The 15,398-nt window shown below is 48.4% G+C and carries 9 protein-coding genes, 1 tRNA gene and 3 rRNA genes; 3 read left to right on the forward strand and 10 right to left on the reverse strand.

Annotated elements, in window-relative coordinates:
• Window positions 1-11 precede the first annotated feature (11 nt).
• The gene (gene frdD, locus XDD1_RS16610; RefSeq protein WP_167541649.1) at window positions 12-368 is read left to right on the forward strand and encodes a fumarate reductase subunit FrdD; all 357 of its coding nucleotides are present in this window, start codon (window positions 12-14) and stop codon (window positions 366-368) included.
• A gap of 73 nt (window positions 369-441) precedes the next feature.
• Here frdD and XDD1_RS16615 read toward each other — a convergent pair whose 3' ends face one another.
• Window positions 442-2,502: a TonB-dependent receptor domain-containing protein gene (locus XDD1_RS16615; protein ID WP_045972914.1), complete on the reverse strand. Its 2,061-nt coding sequence runs from the start codon at window positions 2,500-2,502 to the stop codon at window positions 442-444.
• A gap of 68 nt (window positions 2,503-2,570) precedes the next feature.
• Window positions 2,571-2,840: a DDE transposase family protein gene (locus XDD1_RS16620; RefSeq protein WP_045972916.1), complete on the reverse strand. Its 270-nt coding sequence runs from the start codon at window positions 2,838-2,840 to the stop codon at window positions 2,571-2,573.
• Window positions 2,841-3,054: 214 nt separating this feature from the next.
• On the opposite strand from XDD1_RS16620, the gene XDD1_RS19520 reads away from it, so the two are divergent.
• The gene (locus XDD1_RS19520) at window positions 3,055-3,234 is read left to right on the forward strand and encodes a transposase (protein WP_167541637.1); all 180 of its coding nucleotides are present in this window, start codon (window positions 3,055-3,057) and stop codon (window positions 3,232-3,234) included.
• Window positions 3,235-3,243: 9 nt separating this feature from the next.
• On the opposite strand, the gene XDD1_RS16625 is transcribed toward XDD1_RS19520, so the two are convergent.
• Genes XDD1_RS16625 through XDD1_RS16640 form a run of 4 tightly spaced genes read right to left on the reverse strand, consistent with a single transcriptional unit; the run spans window position 3,244 to window position 8,706 of the window.
• A complete protein-coding gene (locus XDD1_RS16625) occupies window positions 3,244-5,019 on the reverse strand; it encodes an ATP-binding protein (protein WP_045972918.1) in 1,776 nt (591 codons plus the stop codon).
• Window positions 5,016-6,629 (reverse strand): 5-oxoprolinase subunit B/C family protein, encoded by a 1,614-nt coding sequence (locus XDD1_RS16630; RefSeq protein ID WP_045972920.1) that lies wholly within the window; start codon window positions 6,627-6,629, stop codon window positions 5,016-5,018. The genes XDD1_RS16625 and XDD1_RS16630 overlap by 4 nt, the downstream gene beginning before the upstream one ends.
• 39 nt (window positions 6,630-6,668) lie before the next feature.
• Entirely contained in the window at window positions 6,669-7,436 is a 768-nt protein-coding gene (locus XDD1_RS16635) for a LamB/YcsF family protein (RefSeq protein ID WP_045972922.1), read from the reverse strand.
• A 10-nt stretch (window positions 7,437-7,446) separates the two neighbouring features.
• The gene (locus tag XDD1_RS16640) at window positions 7,447-8,706 is read right to left on the reverse strand and encodes an NRAMP family divalent metal transporter (RefSeq protein WP_045972924.1); all 1,260 of its coding nucleotides are present in this window, start codon (window positions 8,704-8,706) and stop codon (window positions 7,447-7,449) included.
• Between the two features lie 369 nt (window positions 8,707-9,075).
• Here XDD1_RS16640 and XDD1_RS16645 point away from each other — a divergent pair, with 369 nt between their 5' ends.
• Complete coding sequence (locus tag XDD1_RS16645; RefSeq protein WP_045972925.1) at window positions 9,076-9,741, forward strand: GntR family transcriptional regulator; 666 nt, start codon at window positions 9,076-9,078, stop codon at window positions 9,739-9,741.
• Window positions 9,742-9,799: 58 nt separating this feature from the next.
• On the opposite strand, the gene rrf is transcribed toward XDD1_RS16645, so the two are convergent.
• From rrf to XDD1_RS16665, 4 genes are all read right to left on the reverse strand, one after another.
• Window positions 9,800-9,915: ribosomal RNA gene (rrf, locus tag XDD1_RS16650) — 5S ribosomal RNA — on the reverse strand.
• A gap of 98 nt (window positions 9,916-10,013) precedes the next feature.
• Window positions 10,014-12,924 (reverse strand): 23S ribosomal RNA (locus XDD1_RS16655).
• 192 nt (window positions 12,925-13,116) lie between these two features.
• Window positions 13,117-13,192, reverse strand: a tRNA-Glu gene (locus XDD1_RS16660).
• 82 nt (window positions 13,193-13,274) lie between these two features.
• A 16S ribosomal RNA gene (locus XDD1_RS16665) occupies window positions 13,275-14,817 on the reverse strand.
• Together the 16S, 23S and 5S rRNA genes with 1 tRNA gene alongside form the textbook arrangement of a ribosomal RNA operon.
• Between the last annotated feature and the right edge of the window lie 581 nt (window positions 14,818-15,398).

The raw sequence follows: 15,398 nt of genomic DNA on the forward strand, positions 1-15,398 counted from the left end.
CCAAGGAGGATCTGATGAATCAAGTGCCTAAGCGTTCCGATGAACCGATTTTCTGGGGTCTGTTTGGTGCCGGCGGTATGTGGAGTGCCATCGTTGCGCCAGCCATTATTCTGCTGTTGGGTATCCTGCTGCCTCTGGGATTGGCAGGCGAAGCGCTCTCTTATGAACGCATCCTGACATTTTGCCAGAGTCTTATTGGCCGCCTCTTTTTGCTGTTGATGATTAGCCTGCCCTTATGGTGTGGCCTGCACCGTCTGCATCACGGTATGCACGACCTGCAAATCCCTGTTCCGGCCAGTAAGTGGGTGTTTTATGGTGCCGCCGCGATTTTAACGGTTATCGCGTTGATTGGGGTTGTTACGCTGTAGTTGCGATAACCTTGAAAAAAAGTCTGCGGGTAAGCCGCAGACTTTTTATTAGACGTATCGCTTGAGACTTTTATTAGAACTTGTAGGAAATGGTCGCTTTATAGGTACGGCCTTTCTCTTCCTGCCCTTTATACGTATTCAGATAGTAAGACTGCTCGTTGTAACGTTTATCGAAGACATTATCGATACCAAGCTGGATTTCGGTGTTTTTGAATGTACCCGCTTTTGGTGCCCAGGAAATATACATATCACTGACGCCGTAACCTGTTTTATGTACATTTACCACCTGACCGCTATCAGTCCCTTTCGCGTTTGCTGAACGGACAAAGCGGGAATTCCAACCGAGTTCAATGTCAGTTTTATCAAACAAGTAGCTTCCGCCAACAGTGAAAGAATCACCAATGGTTGGTGTAAACTCTAATCTTCTGTCAAATAACTCATTACCTTTGATAATTTTGTTATTCGCTTTGGCGTAAGTCGCTCTTAAGGACCAATTATCCAGTTTATATTTGGTCGCTAATTCAAACCCTTCCAATCTGGATTTCGGGATATTGTCCAGTGTTCTCTTGGCTAAAGTCGTAGACAGGTCTTTGAAGTTGGTCTGGAAGACTTTACCGATGACAGTAAATGAGTCATTTTCAGCAAAAACACTCGAATAGGTTCCCGCTACACCCGTTTCTAAGTTGTACCCTGTTGTCGCTTTCAAATTAGCATTATGATTGCTTGGCCCCAAACCAATTTCTTTGCCCAACGGCCCTCTGAAGAGTTCGGTATAATTGGCAAATAAGGTGGTCGATGCACCCAGTTCGTATTTCAAACCCAATGCTTTTGAGATACGCGCATAGGTTCTCTCAAACGGTTCAAGTTTTTTATTAAGCGTGTTGTATTGGTAATGATCCCATCTGACACCCGGTATGACGTGGAAATCAGCAAGTTGAATATCATCTTCCAAATAAACAGATGATGATTTTCCGGTTTCTACCGCTTTTTTGTGGACATTTTCTGATACATCAGTGTATGCCATTCTGGTATCAAAATATTCATACCCATAAGTTAAAACATGGGATAATTTCTGGGTATCAAAATGAGAGACATTACGCGCCCTGATACCTTGGGTTTCAACAATACTGTCAAATCCTTTTCCAGGCCCACCGACTTCCCTCATATGGTTGAAGCTTTGTTCGGTGTGATAGGCAGAAATTTTTAAATCAATGAAATCATTATCGGCGGGGACATATCGGTAAGTGAGATTATACGCATCACGCTCTGAAGCGTACTTTCCTTTTCTCCCTTTATTGATATCTGAACCAAAATTCAATCGGAAATTAGTTTCCGCATCATTCTGATAATGTTCTTTGGATACATTGATGTACTGCTCATCAGTCAGATTGAATTTCGCTTTTAATAAATAGTTAACCAGTTTCCCATCGGTCGGAATTGAGCTTCTTCCGCGGCTATCTCTGCCCGATTCAGCATCATTTATATCACGGTGGTTAAAGTAGCCTAATAAATCAACGGCACCTACTCTGCCGTAAGTAGCTAAAGATTGCTGGAACTCAGAACCATTGCTGACGTAGCTTAATTTACCTTTTGCACCAAATAATTGGCCCGGCGCTAATAAATCCCCCGCATCAACGGTTTCAAATTTTAAGGCACCGCCAAGGGCACCGGTATCATAGGTAATACTGTTAGTACCGACACTGATATCAATTTGCTTGAGCATTTCAGGATCGATGCCGTAGTTGCCTGCATGATGGAAGTGATATCCCTCTTGTCGTGCACCATCAACCGTAACGTTGATAAATTGATCATCCATACCACGAATTTTGAAACGCTGCCCTAAAGCGCTGGGGTGACCCGCTTGGACGCCCGGTACATTTTTTAAAATCTCACCGACACTTTGTGCCTGTCTGACTTTGATTTCATTACGGTTGACTTTTCCACTCTCTTGTTCTGCATTGTTATCTGCAATAACAACAAGTGTATCGCCAGTGATTGCTGCTTTTTTGGTTGATTCTTCGGTGGTTGCAAATGCGTTGGCAGAGATAGCAACGGTCAGCATTGATGCGGACATCAAAGGAACACACAGGCCACTTTTCGCCAGGCTAGCGTAAATTTGGGTAATTTTAGTCATTTATTTTTAAGCAAAGATACTATTGAGAAGCATTATTATTTACATTTCTTTGGGAAATGTAAATAACTTTAAAGACGGGGATGGTGCATATCTGGATACTCTCCATGTAATCGGCTTTGTTCAATTTTCTTATCAAACGAATGGCGTGAACTTTGACTATCAATGGCGATAATTTCCCGCTTTTCTGAAGAAATAAACGCAGCCAATCCCTTTTTACGCTGGCCACACTGTTCAATATCTGTCCATGAAGCGCACACCGCTATCACTAAGATATCAATAAAAAGGTGCTCGACCTTTCCCTGACAACGCGGATCTGGAAAATCTGAGAATACATCCACTATCAAGCCATTGGATACATTCGTGGCACAGTAATAGTAATCCGGCAACCTCAAATTGACTAAAAAATAATCTTTGATCTTTTGGAATGTGTAAAATAGAATGCCTAATAAACATTTTACTAAGAAGGAGGTATGAAAATGTTTTGGTTATTTTTCACGATAATCATTCCATCAATAATTGCATTTTTCGCATTTAGTTATTGCGCCAATGATAATGATGACATTAAGCGCCAAAAAAACAACCCAACCTCACCATCATGCCGCGAACTCTATTAACAGATACAAAGGGATTCTCTGGCGCGATCTTCCTCCTGAATTCGGCGAATGGAACAGTGTTTTTCAACGTCTTATGCCGTCATGTGGGGAGCAGGATCAACAGATCCTGCTGTTTTAGCCAAAATAATTACTCTATGTGCGCCAGAACAGACTCTGCATCCTGATAAGCCCCTGTCTGAACACAAAATGCGATTTTTCCTGCGCGATGAGCATGGATCTGTACTTCCATTTTCATAGCTTCCATAACGGCAATTACATCGCCTTCACTGACTTGCTCACCTGTTTTAACCATCCAAGAGTGCAGGATACCGGAAATAGGCGCTTTGACCTGACGGGGATCTTCCGGCGATTTTTCCTTGATGGCAGATTGGGAAGATTGCTGTTCACCAACAGGCGCTAAATGTGCCAATCCCGCCAATAAATCTACAGGCAATCCTAATTCATGCCTGCGGCCATCAATCTCAATAAAAGTGCGGGTAATACTTTTATCTTCAACCGGCAACTGGCGCAACGAAGCCTCCAGCTCATTCACAAAATCCGTTTCGATCCAGCGGGTATGCACCTTGAAGGTATCACCAGAAATAAAATCAGGGTGCTCCATCACCGCTTGATGGAAAGGCAGCACAGAGGCTACGCCATGGATCTGAAACTCTTTCAATGCCCGACGTGCCCGAACAATGGCCTGTTCCCGACTCGCCCCGGTGACAATCAATTTTGCCATCAGTGAATCAAAGGAGGCCGGAATGCTGGAGCCAGTAATCACACCAGAGTCCAAGCGAATGCCGGGGCCAGAAGGCGGGATAAATTCGGTGATGGTGCCAGTCATCGGCAGGAAACCTTTCGCTGCATCTTCCGCATTAATGCGAAATTCAAACGAGTGCCCTCGTAGTATCGGTGTTTCCTGAATGCTTAACGGATAACCTTCTGCTATGCGCAACTGCTCAATAACCAGATCAAGGCCCGTCGTCTCTTCTGTCACAGGATGCTCTACTTGTAAGCGAGTATTTACTTCCAAGAAAGAAAGTGTTCCCTCTGTGCTAAGTAAAAATTCAACTGTACCCGCCCCCACATAATTGGCCTCGGCACAAATAGCCTTGGCTGACTGGTGGATACGTTCTCTTTGTTCCTGCGTCAAAAATGGTGCTGGCGCTTCTTCCACCAACTTCTGGTTACGGCGCTGTAAGGAGCAATCACGGGTTCCCAAAACCACCACATTACCCTGTTTATCCGCAATCACTTGTGCTTCAATATGGCGCGGTTTATCCAAAAATTGCTCAATAAAACATTCGCCACGACCAAATGCCGCTGTCGCCTCACGTATTGCTGAGTGATAAAGCTCTGCCACTTCATCCATGCGCCAGGCAACTTTCAGCCCCCGTCCTCCGCCACCAAAAGCCGCTTTGATGGCAATCGGCAAGCCATGCTGCTCGGCAAAAGCAACCACTTCCTGTGCATTTTTGACCGGCTCTGATGTCCCAACAACCAATGGCGCACCCACTTTCTGGGCTATTTTACGCGCCTTAACCTTATCACCCAGCTCATCAATGGTTTCAGGGTCAGGGCCAATCCAAATTAAACCCGCATCCATCACGGCCTGAGCAAATTCCGATCGCTCAGACAAAAAGCCGTAGCCGGGATGCACCATCGTTGCGCCAGATCGCTGTGCCACCTCCAGCAAACGAGGCATATTGAGGTAAGTTTCCGTCGGGCTGTTTCCGGCCAGAGCATAAGCTTCATCAGCCAATTGAACATGTTGGGCATTCATATCGGCATCTGCATAAACAGCGACCGTCTGAATGCCATAATCGCGGCAAGCCCGAATGATCCGAACAGCAATTTCACCACGGTTAGCAATCAATACTTTCTTAAGGTTATTATTTAAATTATTCGTCGTGGTGTTCATGGCAAATCATGACTCCCTTGAATTTCATGGAATGGGCTGATGGGATTGAATCGAATTTTGGCATTAACGGGGATCTGACCCGCCAGATCGAGGTGATAATCTGCGATTGAAGCAATCACCGGATATCCGCCGGTCAATGGATGGTCAGCCAAAAACAGGACGGGCTGCCCGCTGGCAGGAATTTGTATTGCCCCTGCACAGGTGCCTTCACTGGGCAATTCTTGTTGCTTAATTCTAGATAGTGAGCACTCACCATTTAGCCTCAACCCAATGCGATTGGATTGAGGCGTGATCTGCCAAACCTGTTTACTCAATAAGTCGATGGATGCTTGCGTGAACCAATCTGTACGCGGGCCAAACAGGATATCCAATACCACAATTTCATCTTTATTTGGCATGGCAAATGCCGGCGTTTCAGAAACAGATATCGCGGCGCAGTGAAAGGTTGCACCGATGGCTACTTTATCGTTCACTTTCAATGGGGCAGGCCCGATATGAGACAATGTATCAAAGGAATGACTGGATAAAATGGCCGGAACGGTGAAACCTCCGCGTACCGATAAATACGAACGCATTCCGGCGACAGGCATACCCAGCGAAATTTCATCACCCTCGTTGAGATCAATCGGTTGGTAAGTGTTCACATAGAATATTTCACCCGATGGCGTTTTTATCGCTATTGGACAGGGTGCCCCCGTAATCGCAATCAGCATCTGCCCATGCGCAACAGCTTTAAATCCCCCCTGCACGATTTCCAGACAAACTTGGTCAGAGGCATTTCCCACAATACGATTCGCACTACGCAAGGCGCTTTTGTCCATTGCCCCCGATTCGGAGATCCCTGATTTTGCCTGACCCACACGCCCCAAATCTTGGAATAAGGTTTGTAATCCCACCGACAAGATTTCCAGATGGCAAGTCGTTTTTGAAACAGGCGCTAGGTTATTGCCAGACGTTTCAGGCAGCCGGGTTTCAGGTAAGCTGATTATTGCAGGGCAGCGCCCGGCATCCCGAAAATTAACCCGATAACCGGGTTGCAATAAGGCTGGAGACGAGCGGGAAAGATCCCACATGCGTTCGGTTGTCAGGCCGATAATTTGCCATCCGCCGGGACTCGCCTGCGGATAAACGCTGCTGAATTCCCCCGCCAGAGCAACAGCACCTGCCGGAATGCGTGTTCTGGGGGTTTCTCTGCGAGGAATATTCCATTGCACGGTATCCGATACCATATAAGCAAACCCAGGGGCAAACCCGGTGAAAGCGACGGTGTATTCATTTTCGGTATGTTGATGAATCACTTCCTGAACGGTACACCCTAATATTTCCGCAACCAAAGCAAGGTCATCACCGTTGTAATGCACAGGAATTTCTAGCCGTTTTCCCGTGGCATGACGGCGTTCTTGCAAGTTCCGGCGACGGATTTCTGCCGCCAATTGTTGGCTCGATATTTTTGTCGGCCGAAAACAAATCATCAACGTTCTCGCTGCCGGAATAATTTCTTCAATTCCCAAAATCGGTGACTTATTCAGTGAATCAAGCAGAGCCAATGTTTCTGCCAATCCACTCAATTCAACCATGATGGTATGGCCATTAACAGGTAAAAAACGCAAGGCTATCTCCCTAAATCATTGTATCAATGCGATCCATGCTCATGGATGAATAAATGGCTGAATGGTGATTCCCGCCTGTTGCAAAACGGTTTTGACCTGTTTGGCCATCGCTACCGCACCGGGGCTATCACCATGCACGCAAATCGAATCCGCCTGAATAGGGGTAAATTTGCCATCAATGGACTCAAGCCCCCCTGCTGTCACCAATTGCAACATGCGTTGAGCAACGAGATCCGCATCATGCAAAACGGCATCCGCTTCGCGGCGGGAGACTAACTCCCCTTGTGAGGTATAGGCACGATCAGCAAATGCTTCCGCGATGGTTTTCAGCCCTCTTTCCTGAGCCAGCTTAAGAATGTTTGAGCCCGCCAAACCGACCAACATCAGGTTGGGATCGATCGCCAAAATGCCTTCAATCACAGCAAGCGCCTGATATTCGTCATTTGCGATGGTGTTATACAGCGCGCCATGCGGCTTAACATAACTCACTCTGGTGCCCGCCGCCGCTGCCAATCCTTGCAAGGCACCAATCTGGTAAATCACATCAGCGGTCAGCTCATGGCTGGCAATATCCATTTTACGTCGCCCAAAACCAACCAAATCGGGGTAGGAAACATGGGCACCGATTGCGACATTATTTTTCTGTGCCGATTTCAAGGTCTGCAAAATCCCGGCCGGATCACCCGCATGAAAACCACAGGCAACGTTAGCACTACTGACAATCCCCAATATTGCTTCATCACTTCCCATCCGCCATTGGCCAAAACTTTCACCCAGATCACTATTTAAATCGATCGTTGTTATCATGATGATCCCCTTAAGCGGATTGCAAAAACTCAAAGATTGAACCGATAGACATGACAGCCATGTACCATGTCAGCACACAAGTCAACGCGCCTGACCACAGCAACCAGCGTGGATAGACATATCCGGCCATCAAATCGGCACGTTTCCAGCCAACATACACAAAGAGGGTCAAACCAAGCGGAAGAATAAGCCCATTGAAACCACCGGCGAAAACCAACAACGCGGCGGGCGGCGTTCCCACTAATAGATAAACGGCCAACGATGCGGCAATAAAGAACAAGGTGGCGATATTGCGCTGGCGCTCAGTCAATTGCTTTCGAAAAACACTGCAAAAGGAAATGGAAGTATAGGCAGCCCCGATAATGCTGGTCATTGCCGCGGCCCAAAAAATTAAACCAAAGATGCGCAGCCCAAATTCACCAGCGGCGATCTGAAAGGCTTGAGAGGCAGGGTTTGCCGTTTTACCGGCAATATCAAGAGTAAAACCACTGGCAACCACGCCTAAGATGGCAAGAAATAACAGGTAGCGCATCAGGCCAACGACCAAGATGCCTTTGGTTGCGGCACGGGAAACAACTTTGATGTTTTCAACGCCCACCGCGCCTTTATCCAGTAAACGGTGAGCACCTGCATAACAAATGTAACCACCAACCGTTCCGCCAACAATCGTTGTGATCGTCGCAAAATTGATTTCATCAGGCAGTACGGTTTGCCGCAAGGCTTCTCCCACTGGTGGATTGGAAACTATCGCAACAAACAGTGTCATGCCTATCATGACCAGACCCAATATCACCATAATCCGATCGATGGCGACACTGGCTTGACGAGAGGTAAAAATGTAAATCGCCATCAGTGCACTGAATAATCCGCCCCACTTCGGCTCCAGTCCCACCAAGGCATTAAGCCCTAATCCCGCTCCCGCAATATTACCGATGTTAAACACTAATCCGCCAAGGATCACCAAAGCAGCCAACAAGTAGCCACTTCCCGGAATCGCTGCATTGGCAATATCAGCCGATTGCATTCGGGTTAATGTGACAATTCGCCAAATGTTTTGCTGTACCACAAAATCGATCAAAATCGAGGCCAGGATACCAAAGGCAAAAGCCGCTCCCATCGTCGCAGTAAATGTCGCTGTCTGAGTGATAAACCCCGGCCCGATCGCTGATGTCGCCATCAAAAAAAACGCAGCAATCAAAGACGAACGCCGATTTGAGACAAAACCTGCCGAGTTTTGTTTCACTGTTTCCTGCGTTTCCTGCATAGCCATAGGCTATTCTCCCCTGTCATCGTTATTGTATTTATTGTTTTCTAAGCAATATCTGTACCATTGTGGAACCAAATAAGAGAATTGTTTTATTAAGGTAAATGTATTGTTGAACAATAGATATAATCTGACGAGGAAATAAGCAAATAGAATTGTATTATCGATCCTTAAAATCCAATAGCGATCACTTTATTAACATTTTCCATTGAATTTATCGCCAATACGCACGATTTAGGTGCAACAGGCACAATAATATTGCCCCACATTGGTTCAAGGGCGGTAACTTGCTGGTTACTGGGGAATATGTGAAGATTCGCTTTTATATACGCTTTGAAGGTGTTTGTTATCAGCCATTGAATCTAACGGATGACTATGAAAAAAAACCATTCTCCCCAGATTTTAAGCAAAAGAATCGCCGAATCCATCAGAAATAAACTGGTTATTGGGGAGTTATTACCGGGACAACGACTATCAGAAGCTGCGCTGAGTGAACAGCTTGAAATTTCACGCAATACGTTACGTGAAGTGTTCCGTCTTCTTACCCAAGAAGGGCTGCTGAAACATGAACCTAATCGTGGCGTATTTGTAGCAACGCCTGATATTGCATCCATTATTGATATCTATCGGGTTCGGCAACTCATTGAATGTCAGGCTCTGGCTCAGGCTTATACCATGCATCCCAGCGTTGCCAAAATGAAACAATCTGTTGAAGTCGCTCAACAATGTCGCGAGCAACAAGATTGGATTGGTGCCGGAACAGCGAATATGCACTTTCATGCCGCGATCGTAGAGTTAACTGATAGTGAAAGGTTGATCGCTTTCTATCACAATATCTCCGCAGAACTCCGTCTGGCTTTCGGCATGTTAAATGATCCTGAACTTTTGTATGCACCTTATATCGACAAAAATGCGCATATTCTAGAACTGCTTATCTCAGGACAAAATGAAGAGGCAGCTAAAAAAATGAAGGATTATTTAGCCTTATCAGAAAGGGCAATACTGGCTGCTTATACACGTAAAAATCACCAGATATCATAAAAACCCCCAAACGCAAAAAAGCCACCCGGTGACGGATGGCTTTTTTGGCTAAAATAATGTCTGGCAGTGCCCTACTCTCGCATGGGGAGGCCCCACACTACCATCGGCGCAACGGCGTTTCACTGCTGAGTTCGGCATGGGGTCAGGTGGGACCACCGCGCTATTGCCGCCAGACAAATCCTGTTTTTCAATCCCGAACAAGCTGTGACATTCTTTCATCTGAAACTTTTCGTCTTTTTCTCAAAATCACCCCAAAACACCTTCGGTGTTGTCAGGTTAAGCCGCACGGGTCATTAGTACCGGTTAGCTCAACGTCTCGCGACGCTTACACACCCGGCCTATCCACGTCCTCGTCTCGAACGTTCCTTTAGTGCCCTCAAGGGACAAGGGAAGACTCATCTCAAGGCAAGTTTCCCGCTTAGATGCTTTCAGCGGTTATCTCTTCCGCACTTAGCTACCGGGCAGTGCCATTGGCATGACAACCCGAACACCAGTGGTGCGTCCACTCCGGTCCTCTCGTACTAGGAGCAGCCCCTTTCAATCTTCCAGCGCCCACGGCAGATAGGGACCGAACTGTCTCACGACGTTCTAAACCCAGCTCGCGTACCACTTTAAACGGCGAACAGCCGTACCCTTGGGACCTACTTCAGCCCCAGGATGTGATGAGCCGACATCGAGGTGCCAAACACCGCCGTCGATATGAACTCTTGGGCGGTATCAGCCTGTTATCCCCGGAGTACCTTTTATCCGTTGAGCGATGGCCCTTCCATTCAGAACCACCGGATCACTATGACCTGCTTTCGCACCTGCTCGCGCCGTCACGCTCGCAGTCAAGCTGGCTTATGCCATTGCACTAACCGCATGATGTCCGACCATGCTTAGCCAACCTTCGTGCTCCTCCGTTACGCTTTGGGAGGAGACCGCCCCAGTCAAACTACCCGCCAGACACTGTCCGCAGCCCGGATGACGGGCCTACGTTAGAACATCAAACATTCAAGGGTGGTATTTCAAGGATGGCTCCGTGCAGACTGGCGTCCGCACTTCACAGCCTCCCACCTATCCTACACATCAAGGCTCAAGGTTCAGTGTCAAGCTATAGTAAAGGTTCACGGGGTCTTTCCGTCTTGCCGCGGGTACACTGCATCTTCACAGCGAGTTCAATTTCACTGAGTCTCGGGTGGAGACAGCCTGGCCATCATTACGCCATTCGTGCAGGTCGGAACTTACCCGACAAGGAATTTCGCTACCTTAGGACCGTTATAGTTACGGCCGCCGTTTACTGGGGCTTCGATCAAGAGCGTCGCGTTACCGCTAACCCCATCAATTAACCTTCCAGCACCGGGCAGGCGTCACACCGTATACGTCCACTTTCGTGTTTGCACAGTGCTGTGTTTTTATTAAACAGTTGCAGCCAGCTGGTATCTGCGGCCGGCTTCGGCTCCGTGAGCAAGTCACTTCACCTAGTGCCGGCGTGCCTTCTCCCGAAGTTACGGCACCATTTTGCCTAGTTCCTTCACCCGAGTTCTCTCAAGCGCCTGAGTATTCTCTACCTGACCACCTGTGTCGGTTTGGGGTACGATTCAATGTTACCTGATGCTTAGAGGCTTTTCCTGGAAGCAGGGCATCAACCGCTTCGCCACCGTGGTGGCTCGTTATCACGCCTCAGTGTTATACAGATGACCGGATTTGCCAAATCATCCCACCTACACGCTTCAACCGGGACAAACCGTCGCCCGGCCGGCCTAGCCTTCTCCGTCCCCCCTTCGCAGTAACACCGAGTACAGGAATATTCACCTGTTTCCCATCGACTACGCTTTTCAGCCTCGCCTTAGGGGTCGACTCACCCTGCCCCGATTAACGTTGGACAGGAACCCTTGGTCTTCCGGCGAGCGGGTTTTTCACCCGCTTTATCGTTACTTATGTCAGCATTCGCACTTCTGATACCTCCAGCCAGCCTCACGACCAACCTTCAACGGCTTACAGAACGCTCCCCTACCCAACAACACAAACGTGTCGCTGCCGCAGCTTCGGTGCATGGTTTAGCCCCGTTACATCTTCCGCGCAGGCCGACTCGACCAGTGAGCTATTACGCTTTCTTTAAATGATGGCTGCTTCTAAGCCAACATCCTGGCTGTCTGAGCCTTCCCACTTCGTTTCCCACTTAACCATGACTTCGGGACCTTAGCTGGCGGTCTGGGTTGTTTCCCTCTTCACGACGGACGTTAGCACCCGCCGTGTGTCTCCCGTGATAACATTCTTCGGTATTCGCAGTTTGCATCGGGTTGGTAAGCCGGGATGGCCCCCTAGCCGAAACAGTGCTCTACCCCCGAAGATGAGTTCACGAGGCGCTACCTAAATAGCTTTCGGGGAGAACCAGCTATCTCCCGGTTTGATTGGCCTTTCACCCCCAGCCACAAGTCATCCGCTAATTTTTCAACATTAGCCGGTTCGGTCCTCCAGTTAGTGTTACCCAACCTTCAACCTGCCCATGGCTAGATCACCGGGTTTCGGGTCTATACCCTGCAACTTAACGCCCAGTTAAGACTCGGTTTCCCTGCGGCTCCCCTATGCGGTTAACCTTGCTACAGAATATAAGTCGCTGACCCATTATACAAAAGGTACGCAGTCACACCCTAAAGGGTGCTCCCACTGCTTGTACGTACACGGTTTCAGGTTCTCTTTCACTCCCCTCGCCGGGGTTCTTTTCGCCTTTCCCTCACGGTACTGGTTCACTATCGGTCAGTCAGGAGTATTTAGCCTTGGAGGATGGTCCCCCCATGTTCAGACAGGATACCACGTGTCCCGCCCTACTCATCGAACTCCCGGCTGGTGCATCTTCGTGTACGGGACTGTCACCCTTTACTGTGCGCCTTTCCAGACGCTTCCACTGACACACAAGCCGTTGTTGGTTCTGGGCTGCTCCCCGTTCGCTCGCCGCTACTGGGGGAATCTCGGTTGATTTCTTTTCCTCGGGGTACTGAGATGTTTCAGTTCCCCCGGTTCGCCTCATTCACCTATGGATTCAGTGAATAATAGTGTGACAAATCACACTGGGTTTCCCCATTCGGACATCGCCGGCTGATAGCGCTTCATATCAGCTCACCGGCGCTTTTCGCAGATTAGCACGTCCTTCATCGCCTCTGACTGCCTAGGCATCCACCGTGTACGCTTAGTCGCTTAACCTCACAACCCGAAGGTGTCTTCAGGCCGGAGTGTTTTGAGAGACTCATCAATATCGTCATGAATAACCATACTGATTGTTTCAAATTTTCAGCTTGTTCCAGATTGTTAAAGAGCAAATATTGCTAAACCGACTCGCAAGTCACGCTTAACAATACTGTATGGCACTGCCTTTCACCCAGGGCCTGAGCAATATGGCGTCCCCTAGGGGATTCGAACCCCTGTTACCGCCGTGAAAGGGCGGTGTCCTAGGCCTCTAGACGAAGGGGACATCGAGTCTTCTTCGCAGACGCTGCTCATTTCTTCTTTCATCAGACAATCTGTGTGAACACTCACATTTCACCATCTCAGGTTAAGGAGGTGATCCAACCGCAGGTTCCCCTACGGTTACCTTGTTACGACTTCACCCCAGTCATGAATCACAAAGTGGTCAGCGCCCTCCAAAAAGGTTAAGCTACCGACTTCTTTTGCCACCCACTCCCATGGTGTGACGGGCGGTGTGTACAAGGCCCGGGAACGTATTCACCGCAGCATTCTGATCTGCGATTACTAGCGATTCCGACTTCATGGAGTCGAGTTGCAGACTCCAATCCGGACTACGACAGACTTTATGAGTTCCGCTTGCCCTCGCGGGGTCGCTTCTCTTTGTATCCGCCATTGTAGCACGTGTGTAGCCCTACTCGTAAGGGCCATGATGACTTGACGTCATCCCCACCTTCCTCCGGTTTATCACCGGCAGTCTCCCTTGAGTTCCCACCCGAAGTGCTGGCAACAAAGGATAAGGGTTGCGCTCGTTGCGGGACTTAACCCAACATTTCACAACACGAGCTGACGACAGCCATGCAGCACCTGTCTCAGCGTTCCCGAAGGCACGCCTCTATCTCTAAAGGCTTCGCTGGATGTCAAGAGTAGGTAAGGTTCTTCGCGTTGCATCGAATTAAACCACATGCTCCACCGCTTGTGCGGGCCCCCGTCAATTCATTTGAGTTTTAATCTTGCGACCGTACTCCCCAGGCGGTCGATTTAACGCGTTAGCTCCGGAAGCCACGCCTCAAGGGCACAACCTCCAAATCGACATCGTTTACAGCGTGGACTACCAGGGTATCTAATCCTGTTTGCTCCCCACGCTTTCGCACCTGAGCGTCAGTCTTCGTCCAGGGGGCCGCCTTCGCCACCGGTATTCCTCCACATCTCTACGCATTTCACCGCTACACGTGGAATTCTACCCCCCTCTACGAGACTCTAGCCAACCAGTCTTGGATGCCGTTCCCAGGTTAAGCCCGGGGATTTCACATCCAACTTAATTGACCGCCTGCGTGCGCTTTACGCCCAGTAATTCCGATTAACGCTTGCACCCTCCGTATTACCGCGGCTGCTGGCACGGAGTTAGCCGGTGCTTCTTCTGCGGGTAACGTCAATCGTAAGCTGTATTAAAGCCTACGCCTTCCTCCCCGCTGAAAGTACTTTACAACCCGAAGGCCTTCTTCATACACGCGGCATGGCTGCATCAGGCTTGCGCCCATTGTGCAATATTCCCCACTGCTGCCTCCCGTAGGAGTCTGGGCCGTGTCTCAGTCCCAGTGTGGCTGGTCATCCTCTCAGACCAGCTAGGGATCGTCGCCTAGGTGGGCCTTTACCCCGCCTACTAGCTAATCCCATCTGGGTTCATCCGATGGCGTGAGGCCCGAAGGTCCCCCACCTTGCTCCACAGAGTTCATGCGGTATTAGCCACCGTTTCCAGTGGTTATCCCCCTCCATCGGGCAGATCCCCAGACATTACTCACCCGTCCGCCACTCGTCAGCAAAACAGCAAGCTGTTTCCTGTTACCGTCCGACTTGCATGTGTTAGGCCTGCCGCCAGCGTTCAATCTGAGCCATGATCAAACTCTTCAATTCAAAGTGTTTGATGCTCAAAGAATCTTACTGTTAGTTCATAATGAATTAACTGTTGTTCACTCTTCAAGACTTTAATATTTTCCGCCTTTCGGCGTTGGATAGTGTCTTGCGAGTGCCCACACAGATTGTCTGATTAATTTGTTAAAGAGCGTTGGCAACCGGGCGTTTGTGCCGGGTTGCGAGGCTGCGTATCTTACGCTTTTTGCCTCCGGAGTCAAGCGTTTATTTTCGCTTTCTTTCCGCTTCCCTCAGCGGCTGTTCTCAGCTTGGCGTCGGTCAGTGGTGGCGCATTATAGGGGATTTTACGGTGCTGGCAATAGTTTTTTTGAAAATAATTACCGCTTGCTGCATTACACAGCAAAATGCCGCTTTATACCCACATATGCACAGATTTATCCACATATCGATATTTTGCTAAAATTTATCGAGCATCACGCAAACGTTTTCGTTACAATCTGCGAAGTAAAAATCACCCAGTGTTTTTTTCAGATTGTTTTGAAATGTTATTGCAGAAGCCATTTTTTCGATCAAATAAGTGGATTTTTCCCAATAACACATTCTGGTTTTATGAAATTCAAGGG

The sequence above is a fragment of the Xenorhabdus doucetiae genome, assembly GCF_000968195.1.
Classification (GTDB): Bacteria; Pseudomonadota; Gammaproteobacteria; order Enterobacterales; family Enterobacteriaceae; genus Xenorhabdus; species Xenorhabdus doucetiae.

Bases quoted from the DNA above. Each gene is read 5' to 3' on its own strand.
- XDD1_RS16615 (WP_045972914.1), bottom strand. From the start codon at position 2,502: ATGACTAAAATTACCCAAATTTACGCTAGCCTGGCGAAAAGTGGCCTG.
- XDD1_RS19520 (WP_167541637.1), top strand. From the start codon at position 3,055: ATGATGACATTAAGCGCCAAAAAAACAACCCAACCTCACCATCATGCC.
- XDD1_RS16625 (WP_045972918.1), bottom strand. From the start codon at position 5,019: ATGAACACCACGACGAATAATTTAAATAATAACCTTAAGAAAGTATTG.
- XDD1_RS16635 (WP_045972922.1), bottom strand. From the start codon at position 7,436: ATGATAACAACGATCGATTTAAATAGTGATCTGGGTGAAAGTTTTGGC.
- XDD1_RS16640 (WP_045972924.1), bottom strand. From the start codon at position 8,706: ATGGCTATGCAGGAAACGCAGGAAACAGTGAAACAAAACTCGGCAGGT.
- XDD1_RS16645 (WP_045972925.1), top strand. From the start codon at position 9,076: ATGAAAAAAAACCATTCTCCCCAGATTTTAAGCAAAAGAATCGCCGAA.